We start from the raw sequence: 4,427 nt of genomic DNA, 5'->3' as shown, positions 1-4,427 counted from the left end.
GCCACCACCACCGCCACCGCCCTTCGCACGCGCGATGCCACCAAAAGCGGCGTATGCGATGCTTGCACCCAAGGCCGAAAGCAATACACGACGAGACGTAAACACTGTTCGATCCTCCTAGAATTTCTGCGAATTTTCGGCATTTGACAATCGAAGGTGACAGGCACGCGACTTGCACCCACAAGACGAGAGGGGTTCTTGAATGGCGCTAAGCTGGTATTTAATTTATTCGCGCATTCGGCTTTATATGGACTTCACCAGTAGCCAACTGCGGACTTTCACAATTGACTCGAGAAGAACTTCAGTGCCAAAATCGGAGTCTCAACCTAGACTGCTTGGAGCGATCTGCCGATAGTGAGCGTAGTGTCTCCGCCCCCGACCACAGTTCCTTTGGCGGGCTTGGGAACTGCGGGGCCCCCATCTCGCCGACACATTCAGTCTTCAACTTGAGCTTGGGGTTTGCGAGGAAATCAGCAACTACTTTCGACCCGCACGGGTCGGAATCTATGACGTCGTGTCCGATCCCCCGAAAGACCACCACCTGACCGAAAGGAAGGGTTTTCGCCGCGTGGTCCGCCCACGCTGTCGGCGTTGCCGGATCATATTCTCCTGACAACAGAAGAGTGGGTATGTCCGTGCGGCGCGGCTGCGTCCGCGATGCTGATCCGTTCTGAAGCATCCAAAGAGGGCATGCCCAGGAGTAGTCGTTCAGCTCAACCCATTTCGACCAGTATTTGTCCTGCTTGCCATTCAGATCGGGCAGATCGCTGTCGGAACAACTTACGGAGAAGTCCATACCTTGGGAGATCTCCAAGTCGTCAGCATCGAAAAGTATCTCCGCCAGGGGTCTGAAATCCTGTTGGTATGTCCTCTCGATCAGCTCCGGTAGGGTCAGGATCGCATCGCGATCGTATAAAATGCCGAATATAAGTTCGAGGAAATCTGCCCCTGAGACATATGTGTAGCGCGCCTCTTTATCTGTGCTGCGCAAGAGCAACGGCTGCCGATCCAGCTGTCTTGTAATAACCTGAACAGCATTTGATATCCTTTTCATGCATCTGTTCGCTGCCTCACAGTCTCGTTCCAGCAGCTTTAGAGAACGGTCCAGGTTAGGTCCATCTTCGTTCAGATAATTGATGTCCAGTGGAACAACTGAATCCAGTATACTCGCCGAGATCCCTTCGGGGTGCCGGTTCATCACGTCCAGTGCAAGCCTGGTGCCATACGATACGCCATAGAGAACCCACTTTTCTATCCCCAGAGCCTTTCGAAGGTCATCAATATCCTCCGCATTCTCCTCAGTGTTGTAGGCATCAAGATCGATGCCCTTTGCGATCAACGCCGTCCTGCATGCAAGAACTTCATCTTTTTTGAGCTTGCCAAAGGTGGTTTCGACCTCAACGTTCGAGAGAATGGCGTTCCAATGATCGGGCTTGAAATATTGAGAACAGTCCAAGGCGGGAGCGGACTTTCCGATACCCCGCTGATCTGCAACGATTACTCGGCGTCCGATCATCCAGCTCTGGGCGCTGATGAATTCCCACCATCCATCGATGTCGTCGCTATTGGCAATGTCGGTAGGCTGCCCCGGTCCTCCTGTGAGAAACACTACCGGTTCGTGCCGTTCGCGGTCTGGTTCGAATACGACCACGGACAGGACGACCTCGGTACCACCCGTCTTCTTTCGATTTTCTGGTACATTCACGGTCCCACACGTCATTGCCCGATCCCGGGGAATTTTGAACCAACAGCTGGTTTTCTTGAACTCACCCGCAGTGAGCTCCCCACCCCCCAGGCAAATGAGGAACGCAACTGACGTGACCACGAGAAGAAAACACCAACCTGGTTTGATGTACGCGCGTCTAAACACGGTAGACATCTCGCCCCTCATTTATAAGTAGATTAAAACTGCTCGATCACGGCTCGAATATTCCTCGCGCCGTCGACAAATCAGGAATAAAACGTCCGTAATCGCGACTTCGTTATTTATTCTACACGGAGAGTCTCTCTCCCGGGTATTGCCAAGGAACAATTCCGTATTTCAGGAAAACGGCTTGAAAAAACCTACCCCGCATGCATCCTGACGACCCTCTCCATTTCGTGTTCCCAAGCGATATTGGGTTACTCCAACACAAAATTGGAAACAAGCTCGACAAACCGGGGATTATATTAGCGCTTTTGATTGAGCCGTGCGCGAGACAGTGATTAGCACTGCGCTTATGTAAGCCGTGTTTTGCGCTACATTGCTCATCCGATTTTGCGCGGGTGCTCGCACCCTCCTCCTTATGGTGGATTCCCATTCTTTAGCATTAACGCATATAAAGACCGCGCTTCTGCACTCACGATGGGAACACAACCATGCGGAATCGAAAGTCACTTCAACTGGCGCTTTTGGCTTGTATATCGCTTTTTCTCACCGACGCCGCTTTAGCGAAAGATGCCTACAAGACACCCTGTAGAGCGGACGCCAAGCGGGTGTGCCACATGGACAACGAAGTTAAGGCGCAAGGCTGCCTTAAACAGCACCTCGGCGAACTCACGCCGGCTTGCAAGGCTTTCCTCACTAAACAATGAAATGACCGCGGGTCCCGTCGTCCCGCGTGCTCCGACTGCGGGTTACTCGCCGTGGGTCTCACGCGATGGCACGATGAGCGAGGCGGACATCGTTCGCCCTGCCGGCATTCCGGTCCCATTCGCTCCAACCGGGCCCCAGCCACGGCCCGCCAGTTGAATGAATATGCGATTATGGCCGGATTGACGAAGAGTATCAAAGGCCGGCGAGCGGCTGGCTTGTCTGTCCGCGGCCTGCCTCAGCCCACCCTGACAACAAAATGTTTCGTCACCGGCTCGATGATCTTCCAGGTTCCCTTGAAGTCGGCTTCCACCACGAAGGCGTCGCCGGGGCCGACTTCCACCGGCGTGCCGCCGTCGGGCGTGATGATGATGCGGCCCGCGATCATGTGCACGAACTCATAGTCGGTGTAGGTGGCGTGATAGGTACCGGGCGACGCCCGCCAGGTTCCTGAGATCACCTTGCCGTCCGCGGTCGTGTGCTGGACGGTGGTTTGCATGGTCGGCCGACCCTCGACCGCGATCCAGCCAGGCAGGTCGCCGGCTTCCGCGTGTTCGACGGTGCCGAATTTCAGGATCGTCTTGTTCGTCATCGCCGGAGCTCCGTTCTGCTTCGCTGTCGCACCGTCGGATAGCCGATGCGCATGGCATGGGCAATGCCGTCATGAGGACCAGGGCAACGCATCCGGGTTCACTGGCCCTTCGCCGGTGCGCTGTTTGACGGAGCACTGAACGAAAAAACCCGCCTGCTCGGCGGGTCATTGGCGCGACTCAGCACCATAGGCACTTTGTAGCATTAACTGCCTTCATAGTCAATGAAGCCGAGTTCGCGGTCTTGCACCAGGAACCAGGCGCGTCCGCGCCTGGGATGGGCGATTTGGCAGTCCCTGCTGCTCGTCAGTCTGAAATCCTCAGGGCTTGTGGCGCCCCGCGACGAGTTCCGCCTTGCGCCTTGCCGTTTCCATTCCCAGCCCGATGAAGGCGCGCGCGTGCTTGGCCAACGCCATGTTGTCCGTCCACAGATTGCGCCAGATGGCGGTCTTCTTCGACAGGTTTTCGTCGACGATCTCCGAGGAGAAGGATTCGAAGCTGAGATCGTCGGTATAGCCGATCGCCGTCAGCGCATCGAATATCGCGGCGAAGTCGATATTGCCGGTGCCGAGGAAACCGCGATGACTCTCGCCGATATGGACATAGCCGATCTTGCCGGCGGCATGGCGGATGGCCAGCCCGACATCGGCCTCCTCGATGTTCATGTGGAAGGTGTCGAGGTGGAGAAAGATGTTGTCGGCGCCGGTGTCCTCGATGAAGGCCAGCCCTTGCGCGGCGGTGTTGAGCAGATTGCTCTCGAAGCGGTTGACGATCTCGAGGTTGAGCGTGACGCCTGCCGCCTTCGCGGTTTCGGCGACCCTGGCCAGCGTCCCGGCGCTGCGGTTCCACTGGTCTTGCGTCGGCGCCTCGGTCTGCAATCCGTGACTGGTCGACAGGATTCCGGCGACCTTCTGGCCGCCGAGGTCGCGCGTCAGGGCGATGGTGTCGTTGAGGATCCCGACGCCGCGCGCGGCGACTGCCTTGTCGGCGCTCGAAATATCGCCGTCGGCCGGCAGGCCGATGCTGATCGCCACGCCGAGGCCGAGATCGGCGATGCGCTTGGCGAGCCCGCCAATATCGACATTGGCGGGGTCGAGATAGGAGAATTCGATCAGGTCGAAGCCGGCCTCCTTGGTGTTGGCCAGCGTGCGTTCGAGCTCGGCTTGCGTCGAACTCGCCGACCAGACGAAAGAATGGATTCCGATGCGCGACATGATCGTCTCCGGTTTGCGGCGAGATATGGAGGGGGGGGGGGGGGGGGGGGG

General features: G+C 57.1%; 3 protein-coding genes. All 3 read right to left on the bottom strand.

Going from position 1 to position 4,427, the window contains the following annotated elements; translation table 11 throughout:
• Positions 1-301: 301 nt before the first annotated feature.
• Positions 302-1,879, bottom strand: coding sequence for an alpha/beta hydrolase (locus tag LB551_RS29800; protein ID WP_224661389.1), 1,578 nt, complete (start codon positions 1,877-1,879; stop codon positions 302-304).
• Between the two features lie 931 nt (positions 1,880-2,810).
• A complete protein-coding gene (locus LB551_RS29795; protein ID WP_140554333.1) occupies positions 2,811-3,164 on the bottom strand; it encodes a cupin domain-containing protein in 354 nt (117 codons plus the stop codon).
• Between the two features lie 318 nt (positions 3,165-3,482).
• Positions 3,483-4,376, bottom strand: a complete 894-nt coding sequence (locus tag LB551_RS29790; protein WP_224661388.1) for a sugar phosphate isomerase/epimerase family protein — start codon at positions 4,374-4,376, stop codon at positions 3,483-3,485.
• Positions 4,377-4,427: the final 51 nt, after the last annotated feature.

Origin of the sequence: Mesorhizobium sp. BR1-1-2, from assembly GCF_020165435.1 — a bacterium.
GTDB lineage: Bacteria > Pseudomonadota > Alphaproteobacteria > Rhizobiales > Rhizobiaceae > Mesorhizobium.
Note: the sequence above shows the minus strand (reverse complement) of the source record. Positions and strands in the feature narration are given on the sequence as shown.

Bases quoted from the DNA above. Each gene is read 5' to 3' on its own strand.
- LB551_RS29800 (WP_224661389.1), bottom strand. From the start codon at position 1,879: ATGTCTACCGTGTTTAGACGCGCGTACATCAAACCAGGTTGGTGTTTT.
- LB551_RS29795 (WP_140554333.1), bottom strand. From the start codon at position 3,164: ATGACGAACAAGACGATCCTGAAATTCGGCACCGTCGAACACGCGGAA.
- LB551_RS29790 (WP_224661388.1), bottom strand. From the start codon at position 4,376: ATGTCGCGCATCGGAATCCATTCTTTCGTCTGGTCGGCGAGTTCGACG.